Genomic DNA, 20,921 nt, shown 5'->3' with positions numbered 1-20,921 from the left:
TCGCCCAGGGGCGCATCATGTAACTGTCGCACCTGTCATATTTGCTCTCACGAACGGCCGCCGCGCGCATTGCGCGGCGGCTTTATTTTTTTGTGCGCGCTCTGTGGCTCATGGGTGTAAACCTGGCAACCTGTCACGCGCGTCATCTTCATCGCGCGCGTGCGTCGTTCGTGCGTTGTCCGCTCATTGTCCGATTGGAGCGGGAAAACCACTACCGCCGACAGGGCCGGTCAGCGTCGATTGGCATCCGCGCATGAATGCGCGGCAGGTCACCGACGATGGCGAAATCGACGCGTAAAACGGGAAAAAAATCGCATTGACGCGTGCTCACAACATCTGCGTGGCAGTGCGCAACGAGAGCGCGCTCTGCGGGCTCGCGAACAAATCGTAACGAATGGGTGTGCACCGACGCTGCACTGGTGCGTTTGATGAAGAGGCGCTGCGTATGCCGTAGCACCGGACAGGCCGGACGACGAGGCGAAAAGCCGGTCGAACACCAGGTAAAAAGCGGGTTGCTGCGAGTGCCCGGCCCGACGGAATTGGTCAACACCCAGGCACAGCATTTGGGAAGGAGCGTGACCCCGGTCTGAAATTTGCACCAGTGCGGAAGATCATTGTAAGTCGTTGTCTGGCGCCCTCCAAGCGCTCAATAATGCTTAGCTTTCGAGGGCACATCCGGCGCGATTTAACGGTGCGAAAAATTTCAAAAGGGTTTAGGATGAATTTGAGCGATGTCGTTTCCGAATAGCGCGCCGCGCACGACATCGGTCGCAGATCTCGGCGAGGAGGTAGCATGGATATCTACAGCAGCTTCGCGACCCGCTTCGAAAAAACGCGAGAGGAAGAGTTCTCGCTCGAGGAGTATCTCGCGCTCTGCAAGGAAGATCCCAATGCGTACGCCACGGCTGGCGAACGTATGCTGACGGCAATCGGCGAACCCGAACAGATCGACACCCGCAACGATCCGCGTCTGTCGCGCATCTTTGCGAACAAGGTCATCAAGGTGTATCCCGCATTCCGCGAGTTCTATGGCATGGAAGACGTGATCGAGCAGGTCGTCGCGTACTTCCGCCATGCGGCGCAAGGACTCGAAGAGAAGAAGCAGATTCTCTATCTGCTCGGTCCGGTGGGCGGCGGCAAGTCCTCCATCGCCGAGCGTCTGAAGCAGCTCATGGAGCGCGTGCCGTTCTACGCGATCAAGGGCTCGCCCGTGAACGAATCTCCGCTCGGGCTGTTCGACTACGACGAAGACGGTCCGATACTCGAAGAGCAATACGGCATACCACGCCGATACCTGCGGAGCATCTTGAGCCCGTGGGCGGTGAAGCGCCTGCACGAGTACAACGGCGACATCCGCAAGTTCCGCGTGGTGCGCCGCTTCCCGTCCATCCTGCGCCAGATCGGCATCGCGAAGACCGAACCTGGCGACGAAAACAATCAGGACATCTCGTCGCTCGTCGGCAAGGTGGACATCCGCAAACTCGAGCAATACGCCCAGGACGATGCCGACGCGTACAGCTACTCGGGCGGCCTGTGTCTCGCGAATCAGGGCCTGCTCGAATTCGTCGAAATGTTCAAGGCGCCGATCAAGGTGCTGCACCCGCTGCTCACGGCCACCCAGGAAGGTAACTTCAAGGGCACCGAAGGATTCGGGGCGATTCCGTTCAACGGCATCATCCTCGCGCACTCGAACGAGTCGGAGTGGAAGGCGTTCCGCAACAACCGCAACAACGAGGCACTGCTCGATCGTATCTTCGTGGTAAAGGTGCCGTACTGCCTGCGCTACTCGGAAGAGATGAAGATCTACGAGAAGCTGTTGCGCAATTCGTCGCTGGCCGAGGCCGTGTGTGCGCCGGGCACGCTGAAGATGATGGCGCAGATGTCGGTGCTCACGCGCTTGCAGGAGCCGGAGAACTCGAGCCTCTTCTCGAAGATGCAGGTGTACGACGGCGAAAACCTCAAGGACACCGATCCAAAAGCGAAGTCGTACCAGGAGTATCGCGACTTCGCGGGCGTCGACGAAGGGATGAACGGGGTGTCCACGCGCTTCTCGTTCAAGATTCTCTCGCGCGTGTTCAACTTCGACTCGACCGAAGTGGCCGCGAATCCGGTGCACCTCATGTATGTGCTCGAACAGCAAATCGAGCGCGAGCAGTTCCCACCGGAAACCGAGCAGAAGTATCTGTCGTTCGTGAAAGACGTGCTGGCCTCGCGTTACGCGGAGTTCATCGGCAAGGAGATCCAGACCGCTTACCTCGAGTCGTATTCCGAATACGGGCAGAACATCTTCGACCGCTATGTGACGTACGCCGACTTCTGGATTCAGGACCAGGAGTTCCGCGATCACGATACGGGCGAAAGCTTCGATCGCGCGGCGTTGAATGCCGAGCTCGAGAAGATCGAGAAGCCCGCGGGCATCAGCAACCCGAAGGACTTCCGCAACGAGATCGTGAACTTCGTGCTGCGCGCGCGTGCGGCCAATGCCGGCAAGAACCCGGCCTGGATCAGCTACGAGAAGCTGCGCGTGGTGATCGAAAAGAAAATGTTTTCGAACACGGAAGAACTTTTGCCGGTCATCTCGTTCAATGCGAAAGGATCGGCGGAAGAGCAGCGCAAGCACGAAGACTTCGTCAACCGCATGGTGGCGAAGGGCTATACGCCGAAGCAGGTCCGGTTGCTCTGCGACTGGTATCTGCGGGTGCGCAAGTCGTCGTGAACGAAGAGGCTTTACTGTCCGAGCGCGCTGCCGCAGGTTTGCGGCGGCGCAAAAGGACCCCCGGCGGGGCGCAGGCGGCGTGGCCATGAGCGGGTGAACGCGGCACGCACGATGGCAGACGCGGCAATGAACACTGCGCACCTCGCCCATTCGCAACTGGAGCGGGAGACTGAATGTGCTTCATCAAATCATCGACCGCAGGCTAGCCGGAAAGAACAAGAGTATTGCTAATCGCGAGCGTTTTTTGCGCCGCGTGAAGAACTATATTCGTCACGCCGTTTCGGAAGCGGTGCGTGACCGCAGCATCAAGGACATACAGAGCAACCAGAGCATCACCATTCCGCGCAAGGACATCGCGGAGCCGTCGTTCCGGCACGGCCCTGGCGGCAAGCGCGAAATGGTTCACCCAGGCAACGAGGACTACATTCGCGGCGACCGCATTCCGCGGCCACAGGGCGGCGGCGGCGGTGGCGGCAGCCAGGCGAGCAACGAGGGCGAAGGTCAGGACGACTTCGTGTTCGAACTCTCCCGCGAAGAATTCATGCAGTACTTCTTCGACGACCTCGAACTGCCGCGCCTCGTCAAAACCCATCTCATGGCCGTGCCTACGTGGAAGAGCATCCGCGCGGGCTGGGCTGCCGAGGGCACGCCGAACAACATCGACGTCGTGAGATCGCTGCGCAGTGCGCTCGGCAGGCGCATCGCGCTCGGTGCGCCGCTCGTCAACGAACTGCACGAACTCGAGGAGCAACTCGAAGCGCTCAAGGCCGACCCGGCCGACCGGCGTCAAGAGATCGCGTTGCTCGAAGAGCAGATTCATCACCTGCGCGGGCGCATCTGGCGCATTCCATTCATCGACCCGTTCGATCTGCGTTACGTGAATCGCGTGAAGCAGCCGCAACCGTCGAGCCAGGCCGTGATGTTCTGCCTCATGGACGTATCGGGCTCGATGGACGAGCAGCGCAAGGACTTGTCCAAGCGCTTCTTCATCCTCCTGTATCTGTTCCTCAAGCGCAATTACGAAAAGATCGAGGTGGTCTTCATTCGCCATCACACGCGCGCCGAGGAAGTGGACGAGGACACCTTCTTTCATTCCACCGAAAGCGGCGGCACGGTCGTGTCGAGCGCGCTGGAGCTGATGAAAAAAGTGATCGAGGACCGTTATTCGCCAAGCGACTGGAACATCTACGGCGCACAGGCTTCGGACGGCGACAATTGGACTGACGATTCACCCAAATGCCGCAAGATTCTCGCGGATGACATACTGACTCAGGTGCGCTATTTTGCGTATATTCAGGTGACGCCGGAGGAGCAGAACCTCTGGCTCGAATACGCGCAGCTCGCACTCACCGAACCGCATCTGGCGATGAAGAAAGTCGACACCGCGGCGGACATCTACCCGGTGTTCCGGGAGCTTTTCGAAAAGCAGGTGGAACACTCATGACGACACGCCACCTGCACAATGAGGCGCGCGGCTACCAGCCGGAGCGCCGGAAGACGAGCGGCCACGAAAAAGGGCATCATGGCGAACACGGTGACGGGCGCAAGCGCGGCCACCACGAAGACGCCGAAGCGCCCGGACACGCCGCCGGGGCTGCTCGCCACAAGGAGCATGGGCTCGCCCAGCAAAGGGAAGTGCAAATGAACGTAGCCGACAAACGGCCGTTGCCGTGCCCCTCCGACTGGACCTTCGAACTCATCGAGGAGTACGACACTCATATCTCGCATGTTGCAGAGCAATACGAACTGGACGTTTATCCGATCCAGCTCGAATTGATCAGCGCCGAGCAGATGATGGACGCTTATGCGTCCGTTGGCATGCCGGTGAACTATCGCCACTGGTCGTTCGGCAAGCACTTTCTCTCTACCGAAAAGAGCTATCGCCGCGGCCAGATGGGTCTTGCCTACGAGATCGTCATCAACTCCAACCCCTGCATTGCGTATCTCATGGAAGAGAACACCATGACGATGCAGGCGCTCGTGATCGCGCATGCCGCATACGGGCACAACTCGTTCTTCAAGGGCAACTATCTGTTCCGTCTCTGGACGGACGCGCACGCCATCATCGACTACCTCGTCTATGCGAAGAATTACATCGCCGAATGCGAGGAGCGTTTTGGTCTCGACCGCGTGGAAGAGTTGCTCGACTCGTGCCACGCGCTCATGAATTACGGTGTGGACCGCTACAAACGGCCGCAAAAGCTGTCGCTCGAACGCGAGGCCGCATTGCGCCGGGAACGCGAGGCTTATCTGCAGTCCCAGGTCAATGAGCTGTGGCGCACGCTGCCCAAGCAGCAAATGCCCGTTGCCGAGGAGATCGACGAGCGTTTTCCGCCGGAGCCGCAGGAAAACCTGCTGTATTTCGCCGAAAAGAACTCGCCGCTGCTCGAACCGTGGGAGCGCGAAGTCATACGCATCGTGCGCAAGATCGGGCAGTACTTCTATCCGCAGCGGCAAACCCAGGTCATGAACGAAGGCTGGGCCACGTTCTGGCATTACACGCTGCTCAACACGCTTTATACGCAGGGCAAGCTCGAAGACGGCTTCATGATGGAGTTCCTGCATTCGCACAGCAACGTGATCTATCAGCCGCCAGTGACGAAGCCGTATTACAGCGGCATCAATCCGTATGCGCTCGGCTTTTCGATGATGAGCGACATTCGCCGCATCTGCGAGAACCCCACGGAGGAGGACCGCAAGTGGTTCCCCGAGCTGGCCGGCAGTCCATGGCTCAAGGCGCTGCACTACGCCATGCGCAATTTCAAGGATGAGAGCTTCGTGGCGCAATACCTTTCGCCGCATCTGATCCGCGAAATGCGGCTCTTCTCGGTGCTCGACGATGATATGCGCGACGCGCTCGAAGTCTCGGCCATCCACGACGAAAGCGGCTACCAGTACGTGCGCCAGGCGCTCTCGCGTCAGTACGACATGCATCACCGCGAGCCGAATATCCAGGTGTGGTCGGTGAACACGCGCGGCGATCGCAGCCTGACGCTGCGTCACTTCATGAGCGACAACCGTCACCTTACGGGCGATACCGACGAAGTGCTGCGCCACATGGCGCGCCTCTGGCAGTTCGACGTGTTCCTCGAAAGCGTGGACGAAAACGGCACGGTCCGAAAACGCTACGAATGCCGTTATATGCCGCCGCCGATTCGGGTATAGCCAACTCGCTGCGTGACGCGATTGAGCGCATAAGTCATGAGGCCAGCCTGCGGGCTGGCCTCTTTCATTGATGCGCGTGCAACGACGTTGCAATCGGGCACGTACCGGAACGCCCACGCGCGCTAACATACTGCGCCAGTGAACCCGCAGCTAAAAAACACCGCACCTGGAGGCGGATTTCGAAAGGATGGCGTAATGGCGTTTGAACTGTTTCGCGGTGTGCGGCCGCTGTCTCGCACGTCTGCATTGCGCGATGCGCTCGCCGGCGTGCAACTTGCCTCGATGAACGTGCCGCAACTGCTTGGCTACGCGCGCATCGCGGGCATGCCTGCCGTAACCGGTCTGTACACGGGCTTTCTGCCGCTCGTTGCGTTCGCGCTCTTTGGCGCGTCGCGTCATCTCGTGGTCGCCGCCGATTCCGCCACGGCCACCATTTTCGCGAGCCGTCTCACGACCATGGCGACGCCTTCGAGCGCCGAGTATGTCGCGCTCGCGGGCATGACCGCCTTGCTCACGGCCGTGATGTTGTTGATCGCACGCCTGTTTCGTCTCGGCTTTCTCGCAGACTTTCTCTCGCGCACCGTCCTCGCAGGTTTTCTCACGGGCGTGGGCGTGCAGGTGGGCGTGGCGATGCTCGGCGACATGCTTGGCATTACTGTGAATTCACGCCGCACGGTCCTGCAGATGAAGCAGATCGTCACGCAACTGGGCATGATTCACTGGCCGACGCTTGCCATCGCCGTGGTCGTCGTAGCGGCGATCCTGGTCTTCAAGACGTTCCGGCCGCGCTGGCCGGTGCCGCTCGTCGCCGTGGCGGGGAGCATCGCTGCGAGCGCCATCCTGAACTTCGCGGGCCACGGCATTTCCGTAATCGGGGCGGTGCAGGGCGGCTTGCCGCGCCTGAGCTTTCCCGCGGTGGGCTGGTTCCAGATGATCGATCTGCTGCAGGTGGCGGCGTCGTGCTTCGTCATCATCGTCGCGCAGAGCGCCGCCACGAGCCGCGCGTTTGCCGAGCGCTATGGCGAGCGCACCGACGAGGACACCAATCTTCTCGGCCTCGCGGCGGCCAATGCGGCGGCTTCGATGAGCGGCGCTTTTGTCGTGAACGGCAGCCTCACGCAGACCGCCATGGCCGACCAGGCCGGCGCGCGCAGCCAGTTCGCGCAGCTCGTGTTTGCAGGCGTCGTACTCGTGGTGCTGTTGTTCTTCAGCCGCTTGCTGCAATACCTGCCGCATTGCGTGCTGGCCGCGATCGTCTTCACGATTGCCGTGGGACTTGTCAACATTCGCCAGTTGATCGATATTCGCCGCGAAAGTCCCGGCGAATTCAGGCTTGCGGTGACGACGGCCCTCGCGGTTGTCGTGATCGGCGTGGAGAACGGCATCCTCATCGCAATTGGCCTGTCGTTGCTGCGCCACGTGCGCCATAGCTACCGGCCGCACACCATGGTGCTCGTGCCGAACGAGGAGGGGCACTGGCTGCCCGAACCCGCGCAAGCGGGCCAGCTCACGGCGCCGGGGCTGATCGTCTATCGGTTCGGTGCGGACCTGTTCTATGCGAACGACCACTTGTTCATCGACGAACTGCGCGCGCTGATCGATGGGGCGCCGTCGCCCGTGCATTGCGTGGTCGTCGATGCGGGGGCGATTACCGATCTCGATTATTCCGCGGGGCGCGCCGTGATCGACCTTTGCTCGGAACTCGCGGAGCGCGGCGTAAAGGTGATTTTCGGGCGTGTGAATCGCTATCTGCTTTCAGACATGGATCGGCATGGCATCACGGCCGTGGTGGGCCGTGCGAACATCTTCCCGACCCTGCACGAAGCGCTCGCGGCGGTGCGCCCCGAGCTGGAGTCGCGCTCGGATGCGTGACGCTCGTGTAGCCATGCTACAAGCCAGAAAGCCGTGTAGTGCAAAAAACATGTGAAGCAGCTACATAAAAACGTCCAGAGAAACCCCGATTGCCGGCCGGAATTCGCCGCTGTTATTGTGCGCCTCAAGCGCTGTGGAAGCGCTTCCACTCCAACCCGATCCGGCTGCCCAGAACGCATGCGCCGGTGATTCCCGCGCAGGAGGCTTCGTGACTCAGGACACCGCATTGCCGCATTCCGCCGCCACCGTTGCCGACGATCCGTTCACTCCGCCCGCCAGCTCCGCACTGTGGCGCAGCGACTTCCTCCTGGGCGCGGCCACGGCTTCGTATCAGATCGAAGGCGCGATCCACGAGGACGGCCGCCTGCCGTCGATCTGGGACACCTTCAGCGCCACGCCGGGCAAGGTGCTCGCGGGCGACACGGGCGCTGTGGCCTGCGACCACTATCACCGCTGGGAGGCCGATCTCGATCTGCTCGAGAGCCTGAACTTCGAGGCCTATCGCTTTTCGATCGCGTGGCCGCGTGTGATGGACGAGGCGGGACGGCCCAATGCCAAAGGCATCGCCTTCTACAAGCGTTTGCTGGAGCGCCTGCGGGAGAAGGGCGTGCGCACCTTCGCCACGCTCTACCACTGGGACCTGCCGCAGCACCTTGAAGATCGCGGCGGCTGGCTCAATCGCGACACCGCATACCGCTTCGCCGACTACGCGGACCTCATGAGCCGCGAACTGGCCGGCCTCGTCGACGCATGGATGACGCTCAACGAACCGTGGTGCTCGGCGTACCTCGGCTACGGCAACGGCCATCATGCGCCGGGCCTCGCGAACGGCCGCTACGCCACCCAGGCCATGCATCATCTGCTGCTCGGCCACGGCCTCGCCACCGGCGTGCTGCACGCGAACGATCCGGGCTCGACCAAGGGCATCGTGGCCAACGTGGGGCGCGGCACGCCCGACTCCTCGTCGCCTGAGGATGTGCGCGCCGCGCGCCGCTTCGAGGTGCAGCACAACGCGTGGATTCTCGATCCGCTGCTCAAGGGCGCGTATCCCGACGAACTCTTCGAGCTGTGGCCGGGCACCGAGCCGCTCGTGCTCGAAGGCGACATGAAGACGATCTCGGCGCCGCTCGATTTTCTCGGCATCAACTACTATTTCCGCACCAACGTGAAGAGCGACGGTGCGCACGGCTTCGTCGAAGTGCCGCTGAAGGACGTCGAGCGCACGCAGATGGGTTGGGAGGTTCACCCCGACGGTCTGCGCGACCTGCTGATCGGTTTCGGCCGCAACTACGAGAACCTGCCGCCGATCTACATCACCGAGAACGGCATGGCTTCGGACGACCGCGTGAGCGACGGCGCGGTGAACGACACGCAGCGCATCTCGTTCCTCAAACGCCATCTCGCCGCCGTGGACGCCGCGATCAAGGCCGGTGTGGACGTGCGCGGCTATTTCGTCTGGTCGCTGCTCGACAACTTCGAATGGGCGTTCGGCTATGAGCGGCGCTTTGGCGTCGTGCATGTCGATTACGACACGCAGGTTCGCACGCCCAAGCGCAGCGCGGAACTCATCGCGCATTTCATCGCGCAGCGGCGTGCGCTTGACGGCGCTTGACGGCACTTCGCGGGCGCTTGACAGGGTTACCGAGCAAGGGCAACAACTAGCGTGACAACCACGGCAGGGCATGCGACGCTCGGGCATGCCGTACGATGCGCCGTGGCCGCAAAACTTCCAACCCAAAAGCTTTTGCAGACCAACCCGGAGCAACCGGAGCCCTGCATGGGCCCGACGCCGGTGCCCAAGGCACTGACGCCAGGCGACAGCTGAAGCGCCAACTCCGGATCGACAGGAGACGCAATGAAGCACAACGTACCCGTTCTGCGCGGCATCGTCGCCGCTCTCGCGCTGGCCGGCGCGCTCGCGGCCCACGCCGCGGAGCCGCTCAAAGCCAACGTGATTCACTGGTGGACGTCGGGCGGCGAGTCGGCCGCGATCAAGCAGTTTGCGCTTGCCTACGATCAGGCGGGTGGGAAGTGGGTCGACAACGCGATCGCCGGCGGGGATCAGGCGCGTGCAACGGCGATCAACCGCATCGTGGGCGGGGATCCGCCCACCGCAGCGCAGTTCAATACGTCCAAGCAGTTTCACGATCTCATCGACCAGGGACTCCTGAATAATGTCGATGCGGTCGCAACGAAGGAGAACTGGAGCGGCATCTTCCCTGAGTCGATTCTCACGGCCATCAAGGTCAAAGGGCACTACTATGCCGCGCCCGTGAACATCCACATGCAGGACTGGTTCTTCTATTCGAAGCCCGCGTTCGCCAAGGCCGGGATCAAGAGCGAACCGCAGAATTTCGACGAACTCTTCGCCGATCTCGACAAGCTCAAGGTGGCCGGCCTGATTCCGCTCGCGCTGGGCGGTCAGGCATGGCAGGAGAAGATCACCTTCGACGCCATCTTCGCCGACATGGACCGCGATCTCTACATGAAGGTCTACCGCGACCGCGATGCGAACGCCGTGAATTCGCCTGCGTTCCGCAACGTGCTCACGACCTTCAAGCGGTTGCATAATTACGTGGATCCGGGCTCGCCGGGCCGCAACTGGAACGACGCCACGGCGCTCGTGATTTCCGGCAAGGCGGGCATGCAGATCATGGGCGACTGGGCCAAGGGCGAGTTTTCGGCCGCGAACCAGGTGGCGGGCAAGGATTTCGGATGCTTCCCCGGTTTCCCGAAGTCGCCGTACATGATCGCAGGCGACGTGTTCGTGTTCCCGAAGACCGACAATCCCGAGCAGGTCAAGGCGCAGCAACTGCTCGCCACGGTGATGACGTCGCCTGCCGCGCAGGTCGTGTTCAACCAGAAGAAGGGTTCGATTCCGATTCGCCCGGACGTGGACACCTCGGGCTTCGACATCTGCGCGAAGGAGGGCATGGCGATCATGAAGGACAAGTCGCGGCAACTGCCGAATCCGGAAATGCTGATTCCGCCTGATGTCCAGGGCGCGCTCCAGGACGTCATCACGAACTTCTGGAACAAGAGCCAGTCGGCCGAAGACGCGCAGAAGGCCTTCGCCACGGCAATCCAGAGCTGAGCGCAGCCATGTACGCCGCCAAGCTGCACCCGGCCAAACGCCAGGCGGGGCAAGCGCGCAGCGCGCGCCCCGCGCGGCGGCGGCTCTCGCTCGCCGCCTGGATCGCGCTCGCGCCGATGGCGGCGACGGTCCTGTTCGCGTATCTCGGCACCATGCTGTGGACAGCGCGCGTCTCGCTCAGCTTCTCGCGCTCGCTGCCCACCAATACCTTCGCGGGCGTGACGCAGTACGTGCGGCTCTTCCAGAACGACCGCTGGATCCTGTCGCTGCAGAATCTCGTGATCTACGGCGCGTGCTTCATCGCGGCGTGCCTCGTGATCGGGCTGCTGCTCGCGATCTTCATCGATCAGCGCGTCGTGGCGGAAGGCGCGCTGCGCACGGTGTTTCTCTATCCCTATGCGATGTCGTTCGTCGCAACGGGCCTCGTCTGGCAGTGGATCCTCAACCCCGAACTCGGCGTGCAGGCGGTGCTGCGGCACATGGGATTCGAGCACGCGCGCTTTGACTGGATCGTCACGCAGCGCTTTGCGATCTACACGCTCGTGATCGCCACCGTGTGGCAGGCCTCGGGCCTCGTGATGGCGCTCATGCTCGCGGGCCTGCGCGGCATCGACGACGAAATATGGAAGGCCGCGCGCCTCGACGGCATCCCGCGCTGGCGCGTGTACGCGAGCATCGTCGTACCGATGCTCAAGACCTCGCTTTCCACGGCATTCGTGCTGCTCTTTGTGATGGTCGTGAAGCTCTACGACGCCGTGGTCGCAATGACTCAGGGCGGCCCCGGCACGGCGAGCGAGGTGCCCGCGAAATTCATCATGGATTACCTGTTCAATCGCGCGAACATCGGGCTCGCTTCGGCAGCGTCGATCGTGCTGCTCGCCACCGTGCTCGCGATTCTTGCACCATTCTTCTACGCGCGCAGCCGCGCGGCGCTCAAGGGAGACCGGGCATGAGCACGCCTTTGGCCGATTCGCTGCGCCCTGCGCCTGCTCGAGCGCGTGCGGCGCAAAAGCGGCGCAAGCCGCGCAGCCGCGTCACGCCCGCGCGGCTCGGCGTCTATGCGTTTCTGTTCACGGCGGCGCTGTTCTTCCTGCTGCCGCTCTATGTGATGCTGGTGACATCGGTCAAGCCGATGACCGAGATCCGCCTCGGCCATCTGCTCGCGCTGCCGGTGCATCTCACGCTCGCGCCGTGGCGCGACGCGTGGGCTTCCGCGTGCACGGGCCTCGACTGCGGCGGCATTCGCGTGGGCTTCTGGAACTCGGTGCGCATCGTCGTGCCGAGCACGGTCTTCTCGATCGCCGTGGGCGCCGTGAATGGCTACGCGCTGTCGTTCTGGCGGCCGCGCGGGGCGGGCGTGCTGTTCGGCATTCTGCTCGCGGGCGCCTTCATTCCCGTGCAGGTGATGGTGTACCCGCTCGTGCGCGTGCTGGCCTTCGCGCACCTGTTCAGTTCGCTGCCGGGCATCGTCGTGATTCACACGATCTTCGGCATGCCGGTCATGACGCTCCTGTTCCGCAACTACTATGCGTCCTTGCCGGAGGAGCTGTTCAAGGCCGCGCGCATCGACGGCGGCGGGTTCTGGCGCATCTTCGTGCAGCTCATGCTGCCGATGTCGGTGCCGATCATTGTCGTGGCGATCATCATGCAGGTCACCGGCATCTGGAACGACTACATTCTCGGCCTCGTGTTTGCGGGCACGAAAAACCTGCCGATGACGGTGCAACTGAACAACATCATCAACACGACGACCGGCGAGCGTATCTATAACGTCAACATGGCCGCGACGATCCTCACGTCGGCCGTGCCGCTCGCGATCTACTTCATTTCGGGGCGCTGGTTCGTGCGCGGCATCGCCTCGGGCGCGGTGAAAGGCTAGGAGCAGGGCATGGGCAATCTCACGAACGTTTCCGTACGCAATCTGCGCATCGACCTCGGCGCGAACACGGTGATCGACGAACTCGATCTCGATGTGCGCGCAGGCGAGTTCGTCGTGCTGCTCGGCCCTTCGGGCTGCGGCAAATCCACCTTGCTGCACAGCATCGCGGGCCTCGTCGACGTGACCGACGGCAGCATCGAGATCGGCGGCGAGGACATGACATGGGCCGACCCGAAGGATCGGGGCGTGGCGCTCGTGTTCCAGTCGTACGCGCTCTATCCGACCATGAACGTGGAGCGCAATCTCTCATTCGCACTCCGTATCAATGGCACGCCGAAGGCGGAGATCGACCGCCGCGTGAAGCGCGCCGCCGACATGCTGCAGCTCGGGCCGCTGCTATCGCGCAAACCCGCGCAGCTCTCAGGCGGCCAGCGCCAGCGCGTGGCGATCGGGCGCGCACTCGTGCGCGAGGCGGACGTGTTCCTGTTCGACGAGCCGCTCTCGAATCTCGACGCCAAGCTGCGCACCGAATTGCGCCGCGAGCTCAAGCAGTTGCACCAGCAACTCGGCGCGACGATGATCTACGTGACGCACGACCAGGTCGAGGCGATGACGCTCGCCACGCGCATGGCGGTGATGAAGGGCGGGGCGATCCAGCAGTTCGGCACGCCGGCCGAAGTCTACGCGCGCCCCGAGAACCTGTTCGTCGCGACCTTCCTCGGCGCGCCGCCGATGAACCTGCTGCGCGGCAGGCTCGAAGCCGACGAAGGCCGGCTGCGCTTTCGCGGGCCCGGCCTCGACGTGGATGTTTCGGCATACGCGTTCAAGGGCACGCCGGATCCGACGCGCCCCTGCGTGATCGGCGTGCGTCCGGAAGACGTGCGCGCAGGCGGTGCAGTGCGCCCGCGCGAGGCGGCGTGGGAAGGGCGCTTGACGCTCGTGGAGCCCATGGGCAATCATCGTGTCCTGTGGATCGAGCATGAGGGCGGGCAGATCGCGTCGATCGATCAGGACAAGACGCCGCTGGCGAGCGGGGCGGCGATGCCGTTCTCCATCGACAGTGCGCATGTTTCGCTGTTCGACGAAGAAAGCGGCGCACGAATTTGATGCACACAACCGACAAAGACAGAGAGACCAGGAACGTGGCGACCCTGAAAGACGTGGCGGCGCTGGCCGGCGTGGGCCTTTCGACGGCTTCGCGGGCGATATCGGGCAACGGTCCGGTGTCGGCGGAGGCGGCCGCGCGCGTGCAGGCTGCGATCGAGCAGCTCAATTTCCGGCCTTCATCCATCGGCCGGGCGATGGCCACGAAGTCGCTCGGCATCATCGGTATCTTCGTACCGACGTTTTTCGGCTCGTACTACGGCACTATCCTGAAGGAGACCGACACGCAACTGCGCGCCGTGCGGCGCCACGTGGTGGTGGCCACCGGTTGCGGCGAAGCCTCGCCGCGCGAGCAGGCCATCGAGGCCGTGCGCTTCCTGATTGGCCGCGATTGCGACGGCGTGGTCGTCATCAGCCACGATCTGTACGACGACGACCTGCAGATGCTGCACGCCATGCACCCGCGCATGGCCTTCCTGAACCGCTCATTCGATCAGTTACCCGAAGCATCGTTTTGCGCCGATCACTTCCACGGCGGCGAGATGGCTGCCCGCACGCTCATCGAGCACGGCCATCGCGAGCTTGCGGTGATCGGCGGGCCGTCCACGTCATCGGATAATGCGGCGCGTCTGCATGGATTTTTCGCCGAGCTGGCGCGTCACGGCATCGAGCGCCGGACCGTGCCGCATATCGTCTCGGACTTCTCGCCCGAAGGCGGCTATGTGGCGGCCGGGGCGCTTCTCGAACGCAAACACCGCTTCACCGGGCTGTTCTGCGCGAACGACACGATGGCCATGAGTGCGCTCGCGCGCCTGCAGCAGGCAGGATTGCGCGTGCCCCACGACGTTTCGGTCATCGGCTACGACGACGATTATTCGGCGGCCTACATGGCGCCGGCGTTGACCTCGGTACACATTCCCACCGCGGAGCTCACGCGCAATGCGGTGCGCTGGCTCATCAACCAGTGCTACGGCACGCAGTGGCCGATCGAGCGCACGTTCCCCGTGAGCGTGACGATGCGCGATTCGGTGGTGCGGGCGAAGTAACGCGCGCGTGGCGTGCATCGAGCAACAGTGGTGGAGGCGATGGAGAGGGGTGGGGAGCGGCACCCGGGAGGCGGCAAGTCGCGTAAAATCGAACGCATTCCCAATCCCCACGTTTTCCATTCATGCCCGCGCAAGACCCGGCTGGTACGGTCAAGAAAGAAGAAGGCGTCGCGGTCATCGACCGCGCGTGTGCCATCCTGTTCGCGTTTCGACCCGGAGACAGCGCGCTCACGCTCGCCGAACTCGCGGCGCGCACGGGGCTTTATAAAAGCACGTTGCTGCGGCTGGCCGGCGCGCTGATTCAGCATCGCCTGCTGCTGCGCCTCGACGACGGCCGCTACCAGCTCGGCCCTGCCACGTTCGCGCTGGGCGCGCTCTATCAGCGCAGCCTCAACATGGGCGACATTCTGCTGCCGCTCATGCGCGATCTGGCCGCCGCGAGCGGGGAGAGCGTTTCGTTCTACGTGCGGGACAACGCGGTGCGCGTGTGCCTGCATCGCGTCGATTCCCATCACGTGGTGCGCCACCATGTGCGCGAGGGCGACGTGCTGCCGCTCGAAAGCGGATCAGGCGGGCGCGCGCTGCTGGCATTCGGCGGCGAGCCGGGCGAGCCGTTCGAGAGCATTCGCCAGGACTTCTACTGCATCTCGATCGGTGAGCGCGACCGCGAGACCGCCGGCGTTTCCATGCCCGTGTTCGGCGTTCACGATACCTTGCGCGGCGTGCTCACGCTCGCGGGGCCGAGTTCGCGCATCGACGGGGCGTTCGTCGAGCGCCATCTCGACGCGCTGTTCGATTGCGCGATACGTGCTACCGACACGCTCGGCGGCGACTCGCGCGCGCTGCGCGCCGCCCAACGTGCGCACGCTGAGCGCGCACGCCAGGACGCCTGAAGCCACGCGCGGCTAGCGCAAACCCTGCAGGCGCAAGGCGCCGTTTGCACGCGGTCGCTTTCACGGCGCGTTGATCAGGACTGCTCCAGATGTCGCTCCGGCGCGCCGGTATACGCATACGGAATCTGGCGCGGCATGGGCCCCTTGTTACGCTCGCCGCGCCCGCGCTGCTCCCACGCATGCGCGAGGATGCCCACCGCGCGCGCGAGGCAGAACACGCCGCGCGCCAGTTCGGGCGCAAAGCCCAGTTCGGCGTAGATAACGGCTGTTACGCCGTCGATGTTCATCGGCACGGGCCGGTCCTTGCGCTTTTTCAGCAAGGCTTCGATGCCGCGCGCGATCGCGGCATAGCGGCCCTTGATCGTGCCGGACGCCACACGTGCATCGACGAGTGCGAGCAGCCGTCCGGCGCGCGGATCGACCGGATGAAAGCGATGGCCGAAGCCCGGCAGATACTTGCCGTGCACGGCGATGAATTCGTCCACGCCGGCTTCGACCGCGGCTTCGAATGAGGCGCCCGCCACGACGCGCGCGGCGATGTCGGCATAGAGTTCGACCGCCTGCTGGCCAGCGCCGCCGTGCACGTCGTCGAGTGCGTTGAGCGCCGAGGCCATTGCGCCGTTGATCGGCAAGCCGCAGCTCGTGGCCATGCGCGAGATCGCGATCGAAGGCGCGTGTGGCCCGTGATCGACCGAGGCCACGAGCGCCGCTTCGAGCAGCGTGGCCTCTTCGTCGCCGGGCAGCTCGCCGCGCAGCATCAGCCAGATCATCTGCGGGAAACTCACGTTGCCGATCAGCTCCTGGATCGGATAGCCGCGCACCTTGATGGAGCCCGGATGGATGTCGATGATCGAGGTGCTCCAGTAGTCGGCGCAAAGGGCGGCGAGATCGGGCGTGGTCGTGTTCGTCGTCGGCATGGTCAGATCACTCCGTCATGGTGGAGGGCGTCGATTCGGGCGGCTTCGTAGCCGAGTTGTGCGAGCGTTTCGCGCGTGTGGGCGCCGAGCGTCGGGGCGGGCGTGGCGGGTGCGGCGTCGGCATCGGCGAGCCGCAGGCCCGCGCGCGTCACGCGTTGCGCGGCTTCGCCCTGTGCCGGTTCGAACTGGCGAATGAAGCGCCGTTCGGCGAGATGCGGATGCGCGAGGATTTCGGGCACCGAGAGCACGCGGCCCACGGGCACGCCGCGCTCGAGCAGGCGTGTTTCCCAGTTGGCTGCGCTGTCTGCGGCGAGCGCCGTTTCGATCTCGGCCTTGAGCGCTTCGCGATACTGCTTGCGCGAATGGCGCGCGGCAAAACGCTCGTCGCGCGGCAGGTCGGGGCGGCCGATCACCTCGCACAGGCTTTCGAACTGGCGCGTTTCGTTTGCGGCGATATTGAGCAGGCCCGCACCGGTGCGGAACGTGCCCGAGGGTGCGGCCGTAAAATTCTCGTTGCCCATCGGTGCGGGCTCGACCCCGGCGTTCAGATAATTCGACACGACCCAGCCCATGGTCGCGAGCGTGGCTTCGAGCATCGAAACGTCGAGGCGCCGCCCGCGGCCGCTCGCGCGCGCGTCGACGAGCGCCGCGCAAATCCCGAACGCAGCGGTGAGGCCGCCCACCGTATCGGAGACGGGATAGCCCACGCGCAGCGGCGCGCTGTGCGCGTCGCCCGTCACGCTCATCACGCCGGACATGCCCTGAATGATCTGGTCGTACGCAGGGCGGCGCGACAGCTCGCCTTCGTCGCCGAAACCAGAGATGGCACAGTAGACCAGCGCCGGATTCACTTTGGATAACTGATCGTAGCCGAGTTCGAGGCGGTCCATCACGCCGGGCCGGAAGTTCTCGACGAGCACGTCGGCATGGCCCACCAGATCGAGCAAGATGGCTTTGCCGCGCGGGTCTTTCAGGTTCAGCGTGATCGAGCGCTTGCCCGCATTCACGGCCACGAACGACGCGCCCATATTGCGCGCCGCGGCGTCCTTGTCGGCCCCGAGGCGCCGCGCAAGGTCGCCGCCTTCAGGATGCTCGACCTTGGTGACTTCGGCGCCGAAGAGCGCGAGTTGATAGGCGCAGAACGGACCCGCGAGCACATTCGACAGATCCAGGACGCGCACGCCGGCTAACGGGAGCATGGTTACCGCCTCGTATTGAAAAAATTAGCGGGAGATGTCGTCGAGCGCGCGATTTTTCGTGCGCGGCCCAAAGATGCCGATGGCCGCCATCACCACGATCATCGCGCTGGTGATCAGCGCGAAAACGCCTGGCACACCGAAGTGGCGCAGCGCGAACGCGATCATGAAGCCCGAGAACGTCGCGGAGAGGCGCGACATCGAATAAACGAAACCCACTGCCGTGGCGCGCATGCGAGTGGGGAACAGCTCGACCTGGTACGCGTGATAGCCGACCGAGAGCAGTGTGCCGCCAAGCGTGATGAGCACACCGAGGAACATGAGCATCGCGGCCGACGTCTGCATGGCGAACAGGGTGCCGCAGACGGCGATGGCGAGCGCGGAGAGCACGACGAGCGTCTTGCGCTCGATGCGGTCGGCAATCGCCATGCCGAGCAGCGGACCGAACGGATTCGACGCGGCGATCACGAACGAGTAGAGCAGGCTGTGCGTGACCGTGACGCCCTTGGAAACGAGCAGCGTCGGCACCCACGAGGCGAAGCCATAGAAGCCAATGGCCTGAAACAGATTGAACACGAGCAGCGTGATCGTGCGGCGGCGGTAAGGCGGCTGCCAGATCTCGGCGAAGCGCGCCTTGGGAAGCGTTTGTGGGCTGGCCGATTCCTCGACAGGCGCGGGCAGCAAACGCCCGTGCTGCGCCTCGATCTTCGCTTCGAGCCTCGCGAGAATGCTCGCGGCTTCCTCGGTGCGGCCGCGCTGGGCGAGCCAGCGCGCGCTCTCGGGCACGCGGCGGCGGATCGCCCAGGCAATGAGCGCGCCGAACGCGCCGAACATCACGACCCAGCGCCAGCCGTCGAAGCCGAGCGGTGCGCGCGGCACGAACCACCACGCGAGCAACGCGACAGCCGGCACGGCCGTGTACTGTACCAGGTGCACGAACGCGAACGCGCGGCCGCGCATGTGCTTGGGCACGAGTTCGCTCACGTAGGTGTCGATGGTAACGAGTTCGACTCCCACGCCAATGCCCGCGATGAGGCGCCACAGGTTGATGCCGGGCGCGCTCGTTTGCAGCGCCATGATGCAGGTCGCCACCGAATACCAAAGCAGTGACGCGGTGAACAGGGTGCGGCGGCCATAGCGGTCGGCGAGGCCGGTCAGGCAGAACGTGCCGATGAAGAGTCCCGCGAACGATGCCGCCACGAATGCGCCGAGACCCGAGAAGCCGAAGAACGAAACCGTGGTGGTCGAGTAGAGGCCGCTTTTCACGAGGCCCGGCCCGACATAGGCCGTGAAGAACAGATCGTAGAACTCGAACCAGCCGCCCAGCGAAAGCAGAAGTACGAGCGTCCAGATGGCGCGCGTGGCCGGCAGGCGGTCAATGCGTGCGTTGATCTCGGCCGCACTGATGGGCGCGGCGGCATGGTCCCGGAGCGACGCGCGCGTCGCTCCGATTGGCAAGCTGGACATCGGACTCTCCTGAACGCTTCGTTTGCGTGTGTGTTCTATCTAACAGAACACCGTTCTAAAAATATGGCTCGATGATACTGCGAGGCGCTGAGCCAACCGACCAGGGCTTTTACTGAGTGGGAGCCGCACGCAGGGGGCGGCGTACGCGTTACATAGGGCCTCATCCTCGTCAGCCTGACCGGCGGTCTGCGGTCGCTGTGCCGCGTGGTTCGCCGTCCGTGAGCGGCCTGTTGGGCATGCCGTGTGCTACAAGCCCGTCGTTTTATACGGATGCTCAGTCAGGAGACGTCTTGAAGAAGAAAGTCTTTTCCGGAGCCGTTCCTGCCAAGCTCGCCTTGTCGCTCTGCGCCGCTATCGCGCTCTCCGGCTGTGCGCATCCGGAAAGCGGGGAGTACACGCAGGCGCAATCGAATGTGCCATCGCCGCTCACCGACCTCGACAACGACGAGCGAGCCGCCGCCCCAAACACGGCGCAGCCAGCCGTTGATCAGCAGGCGCTCGACGCGCTCAATGCCATGGGCGCTTATCTGCGCACGTTGCGCAAGTTCGAGGTCGATGCGGACACGTCGACCGACGTCGTGCTCGACAACGGCCAGAACGCCGCGCTGCTGCGCCATACGATGCTCAAGGTCAAGCGGCCCGACCGTTTGCGCGCCGACATCACGGGCAACGGCAACGTGCGCGGACTGATCTATGACGGCCGCGAGTTCATGACCTTCAACGAAAAGAAAGGCTATTACACGCGCAATGACGCGGCGCCGACGCTAGATGGCCTCGTGCGCGAACTCGCGAATACTTGGCGTATCGAAGCGCCGCTCGCGGAGCTTTTCTATTGGGGCAACGGCAAGGACGACAACACGGCGATCACGGCGGCGCAGGCGCTCGGCGTCGAGAAACTCGATACGCGCTGGTGCACGCATTACGCGTTTCAGCAGCGTGGCGCCGACTGGGAAATGTGGATCGAGCAGGGACGGCGGCCGCTGCCGTGCCATTTGGTCGTTACCGACACGACCCAGGCCTCGAGGCCGCGCCATGAAGTGACATACCACTGGAATCTGGCGCCGTCGTTCGTCGCATCGACATTCGCGTTGCATCCGACACCCGGTGCGAAGCGAATCGAACTGGAGCCGGCTGCCGCGCGGCCTTCGTTCGAGGAGGCTCAGTGAAAGAGCGGCGCAAGCAACCGGTCTCGTTGATTTCGGGCTATGGGGACCAGGGTGGCAACGGGCGGGAAGACTTGCCAGATGGCGCTCCCCGCGGATTTATCCTATTTAACATAAGATAAAAGAACCGCGATCATCACGCGGTCCGGCCTTACCACCCTTGGAGGAGGGGGCCACCGACGAGCCAGCCTTTGACGCTGGCAAGCTCAGCGCGATAGCCCCCACCACTTTTCCCCAAATGCCCTCCCAAAGCGCCCGCGCCTCGTCGTTCTTGGCGCGCTGGTAGTTGATGGCGGCAATGATTTCCATGGGATCGCACCCAATCGCATCAGCGATGCGCGCGCACGCCAGATCGTCCGGCAAGGTGCGGCCAACGCGGTAGCTGCTCACTGAAGCACGCGTCAATCCC

The 20,921-nt window shown here is 63.7% G+C and carries 15 protein-coding genes and 1 pseudogene; 12 read left to right on the top strand and 4 right to left on the bottom strand.

The window, feature by feature from the left end:
* The first annotated feature begins 793 nt into the window (after positions 1-793).
* The 11 genes from M3A49_RS33820 to M3A49_RS33770 all read left to right on the top strand — a co-directional run bounded on the left by M3A49_RS33820 (position 794) and on the right by M3A49_RS33770 (position 15,769).
* Positions 794-2,716, top strand: a complete 1,923-nt coding sequence (locus M3A49_RS33820) for a PrkA family serine protein kinase (protein ID WP_254352678.1) — start codon at positions 794-796, stop codon at positions 2,714-2,716.
* A 175-nt stretch (positions 2,717-2,891) separates the two neighbouring features.
* Positions 2,892-4,160, top strand: a complete 1,269-nt coding sequence (locus M3A49_RS33815) for a YeaH/YhbH family protein (RefSeq protein WP_028207874.1) — start codon at positions 2,892-2,894, stop codon at positions 4,158-4,160.
* Entirely contained in the window at positions 4,157-5,881 is a 1,725-nt protein-coding gene (locus tag M3A49_RS33810; RefSeq protein ID WP_254352677.1) for a SpoVR family protein, read from the top strand. Before M3A49_RS33815 ends, M3A49_RS33810 begins: the two co-directional genes overlap by 4 nt.
* A 195-nt stretch (positions 5,882-6,076) precedes the next feature.
* Entirely contained in the window at positions 6,077-7,753 is a 1,677-nt protein-coding gene (locus tag M3A49_RS33805; protein ID WP_254352676.1) for a SulP family inorganic anion transporter, read from the top strand.
* A gap of 208 nt (positions 7,754-7,961) precedes the next feature.
* Positions 7,962-9,365: a GH1 family beta-glucosidase gene (locus tag M3A49_RS33800; RefSeq protein ID WP_266232825.1), complete on the top strand. Its 1,404-nt coding sequence runs from the start codon at positions 7,962-7,964 to the stop codon at positions 9,363-9,365.
* 243 nt (positions 9,366-9,608) lie between these two features.
* The gene (locus M3A49_RS33795) at positions 9,609-10,847 is read left to right on the top strand and encodes an ABC transporter substrate-binding protein (RefSeq protein ID WP_266232824.1); all 1,239 of its coding nucleotides are present in this window, start codon (positions 9,609-9,611) and stop codon (positions 10,845-10,847) included.
* An 8-nt stretch (positions 10,848-10,855) separates the two neighbouring features.
* Positions 10,856-11,800, top strand: a complete 945-nt coding sequence (locus M3A49_RS33790; protein WP_266232823.1) for a carbohydrate ABC transporter permease — start codon at positions 10,856-10,858, stop codon at positions 11,798-11,800.
* The gene (locus M3A49_RS33785; protein WP_266232822.1) at positions 11,797-12,726 is read left to right on the top strand and encodes a carbohydrate ABC transporter permease; all 930 of its coding nucleotides are present in this window, start codon (positions 11,797-11,799) and stop codon (positions 12,724-12,726) included. The genes M3A49_RS33790 and M3A49_RS33785 overlap by 4 nt, the downstream gene beginning before the upstream one ends.
* Positions 12,727-12,735: 9 nt before the next feature.
* Positions 12,736-13,833, top strand: coding sequence for an ABC transporter ATP-binding protein (locus M3A49_RS33780; RefSeq protein ID WP_266232821.1), 1,098 nt, complete (start codon positions 12,736-12,738; stop codon positions 13,831-13,833).
* Between the two features lie 35 nt (positions 13,834-13,868).
* Positions 13,869-14,876: a substrate-binding domain-containing protein gene (locus tag M3A49_RS33775; protein ID WP_028207882.1), complete on the top strand. Its 1,008-nt coding sequence runs from the start codon at positions 13,869-13,871 to the stop codon at positions 14,874-14,876.
* A 122-nt stretch (positions 14,877-14,998) separates the two neighbouring features.
* Positions 14,999-15,769 carry an IclR family transcriptional regulator gene (locus tag M3A49_RS33770; protein WP_266232820.1) on the top strand — a complete coding sequence of 257 codons (771 nt, stop codon included), beginning with the start codon at positions 14,999-15,001 and terminating at the stop codon, positions 15,767-15,769.
* Positions 15,770-15,843: 74 nt separating this feature from the next.
* On the opposite strand, the gene M3A49_RS33765 is transcribed toward M3A49_RS33770, so the two are convergent.
* The 3 genes from M3A49_RS33765 to M3A49_RS33755 are packed head-to-tail and all read right to left on the bottom strand — an operon-like array spanning position 15,844 to position 19,349.
* On the bottom strand, positions 15,844-16,686 hold the full coding sequence (locus M3A49_RS33765) for a citryl-CoA lyase (protein ID WP_266232819.1): 843 nt from the start codon (positions 16,684-16,686) through the stop codon (positions 15,844-15,846).
* Between the two features lie 2 nt (positions 16,687-16,688).
* Positions 16,689-17,885 (bottom strand): CaiB/BaiF CoA transferase family protein, encoded by a 1,197-nt coding sequence (locus M3A49_RS33760; protein WP_266232818.1) that lies wholly within the window; start codon positions 17,883-17,885, stop codon positions 16,689-16,691.
* 24 nt (positions 17,886-17,909) lie between these two features.
* Entirely contained in the window at positions 17,910-19,349 is a 1,440-nt protein-coding gene (locus M3A49_RS33755; RefSeq protein ID WP_266232817.1) for an MFS transporter, read from the bottom strand.
* 290 nt (positions 19,350-19,639) lie between these two features.
* On the opposite strand from M3A49_RS33755, the gene M3A49_RS33750 reads away from it, so the two are divergent.
* A complete protein-coding gene (locus tag M3A49_RS33750; RefSeq protein WP_266232816.1) occupies positions 19,640-20,515 on the top strand; it encodes a DUF2092 domain-containing protein in 876 nt (291 codons plus the stop codon).
* Between the two features lie 105 nt (positions 20,516-20,620).
* Here M3A49_RS33750 and M3A49_RS33745 read toward each other — a convergent pair.
* A pseudogene (locus M3A49_RS33745) lies at positions 20,621-20,921 on the bottom strand (hypothetical protein); the annotation flags it as partial.

Origin of the sequence: Paraburkholderia sp. CNPSo 3076 (assembly GCF_026343935.1) — a bacterium.
In the GTDB taxonomy this organism is placed as follows: Bacteria; Pseudomonadota; Gammaproteobacteria; order Burkholderiales; family Burkholderiaceae; genus Paraburkholderia; species Paraburkholderia nodosa.
Note: the sequence above shows the minus strand (reverse complement) of the source record. Positions and strands in the feature narration are given on the sequence as shown.

Bases quoted from the DNA above. Each gene is read 5' to 3' on its own strand.
- M3A49_RS33810 (WP_254352677.1), top strand. From the start codon at position 4,157: ATGACGACACGCCACCTGCACAATGAGGCGCGCGGCTACCAGCCGGAG.
- M3A49_RS33780 (WP_266232821.1), top strand. From the start codon at position 12,736: ATGGGCAATCTCACGAACGTTTCCGTACGCAATCTGCGCATCGACCTC.
- M3A49_RS33755 (WP_266232817.1), bottom strand. From the start codon at position 19,349: ATGTCCAGCTTGCCAATCGGAGCGACGCGCGCGTCGCTCCGGGACCAT.
- M3A49_RS33820 (WP_254352678.1), top strand. From the start codon at position 794: ATGGATATCTACAGCAGCTTCGCGACCCGCTTCGAAAAAACGCGAGAG.
- M3A49_RS33785 (WP_266232822.1), top strand. From the start codon at position 11,797: ATGAGCACGCCTTTGGCCGATTCGCTGCGCCCTGCGCCTGCTCGAGCG.
- M3A49_RS33770 (WP_266232820.1), top strand. From the start codon at position 14,999: ATGCCCGCGCAAGACCCGGCTGGTACGGTCAAGAAAGAAGAAGGCGTC.
- M3A49_RS33760 (WP_266232818.1), bottom strand. From the start codon at position 17,885: ATGCTCCCGTTAGCCGGCGTGCGCGTCCTGGATCTGTCGAATGTGCTC.
- M3A49_RS33805 (WP_254352676.1), top strand. From the start codon at position 6,077: ATGGCGTTTGAACTGTTTCGCGGTGTGCGGCCGCTGTCTCGCACGTCT.
- M3A49_RS33765 (WP_266232819.1), bottom strand. From the start codon at position 16,686: ATGCCGACGACGAACACGACCACGCCCGATCTCGCCGCCCTTTGCGCC.
- M3A49_RS33795 (WP_266232824.1), top strand. From the start codon at position 9,609: ATGAAGCACAACGTACCCGTTCTGCGCGGCATCGTCGCCGCTCTCGCG.
- M3A49_RS33790 (WP_266232823.1), top strand. From the start codon at position 10,856: ATGTACGCCGCCAAGCTGCACCCGGCCAAACGCCAGGCGGGGCAAGCG.